Origin of the sequence: Okeania sp. SIO3I5 (assembly GCF_010672085.1) — a bacterium.
Lineage (GTDB): Bacteria > Cyanobacteriota > Cyanobacteriia > Cyanobacteriales > Microcoleaceae > Trichodesmium.
In genome coordinates this window covers 1-1,573 of the sequence record NZ_JAAHHT010000514.1, presented here as the reverse complement: position 1 = coordinate 1,573, position 1,573 = coordinate 1, and the positions used below count along the sequence as shown (strand labels likewise).

Sequence of the window (1,573 nt, the reverse complement as noted above, 5' to 3'; positions counted from 1 at the left end):
CACCTTTGAAAAACCTAGCCAATCCTAGACATTTTTAGGAATTGTCTCTCAAAGGTTGCAGATTAAGTCTTAATTGACTACGTTGGCAGGTCACGACCACAATATGTGAACTCCAGCATATATGCTGGTCGCTCTAAATTAAGGACAGCGTGTAATAGCGCCAATCGGAAGTAGGTTTTGTACCGATAGTGTTTAGGGCATCGACAAGCTTGGCCAACATAATCGAGGAACACTTTACTGAAAAGGACTAGACACCACAATGTCTAATACAAATTACGTTTTTGTCATAGATACAAGCAAAAAACCATTACAACCTTGCAAGCCTTCAGTGGCTCGTAGGTTGCTCAATTCGGGTAAAGCTTCTGTCTGGCGACGCTTTCCATTTACTTTGATTCTCAAGAAAGCTGTTGAACCTGTAGAAAAATCTTTAATTCTGAAGATTGACCCAGGCTCAAAATTTACCGGAATAGCTTTATTAGATGGCTTTCAGGTGATATGGATGTTGGAAATTCAACACCGAGGTTCCTTAATTTCCGAAAAACTGCAAAAGCGTTCTCAGAGAAGGAGGGCAAGAAGAACAAAAAATCTTAGATACCGTAAACCAGGTAACCCGAACAAAAAGAAGCCTAAAGATTGGTTAGCACCCTCTCTAATGCACAGAGTTGAAACTATTATGACTTGGGTCAAACGATTAATTAAGTTTTGTCCTGTCGAATCAATCTCAATGGAACTGGTTCGCTTTGATACTCAATTAATACAAAATCCAGAAATTACAGGATATCAATATCAGCAAGGGGAGCTGGCGGGATACGAGCTAAGAGAATATTTGTTAGAAAAATGGGGTCGTCAATGTGCTTATTGTGGTCAAACAAATACACCACTAGAAATAGAACATATCCACCCCAGATCGAAAGGAGGCTCAGACCGAGTATCTAACTTAACTGTGGCCTGTACTAAATGCAATCAACTCAAGAGCAACCGAGATGTCAAGGAATTCTTATCTGGGAAACCAGAATTATTAAGGCGAATACTTACCCAGGCCAGATCCCCTTTAAAAGATGCAGCAGCGGTTAATTCGTCTCGGTGGAAATTATTCAACACCTTAAAGACTACTGGGTTGAGAGTAATCACATCTAGCGGGGGACAAACAAAATTTAACCGCAGAAAACATAAGCTGCCCAAAGCGCACTGCATAGACGCTGCGTGCGTAGGTGAAGTAAATCAGTTAAATTTCCACACCACCCAAGCTTTAGTTGCTATTTGCAAAGGACAAGGAGGTAGACAGAAAGCAGCGGTGAATAAATATGGATACCCCATAAGGTACAACCCACTCAAACCGATAAAAGGTTGGAATAGTGGAGATTTAGCTTTAAATATTGAGACAGGGGAAGTGGGTAGAGTTAATCCTCGCTCTTTCATCAAATAGTTTTAATTTCACAGTGCCTGGACAAAAAGCTAAAAGTGTTCATGTCAGCAAATTAAAAGTTGTACATAAAAAAGACGGTTATACCTATACATTTTGTCCACAATTGTCTATAAATGTCGAGGAAAATGCCGTCTAGGACTTGACAGA

At 40.2% G+C, this 1,573-nt stretch carries 1 pseudogene; it reads left to right on the top strand.

The features are described 5' to 3' along the window. The first annotated feature begins 259 nt into the window (after window positions 1-259). A pseudogene (gene iscB, locus F6K40_RS40125) lies at window positions 260-1,562 on the top strand (RNA-guided endonuclease IscB). Window positions 1,563-1,573: the final 11 nt, after the last annotated feature.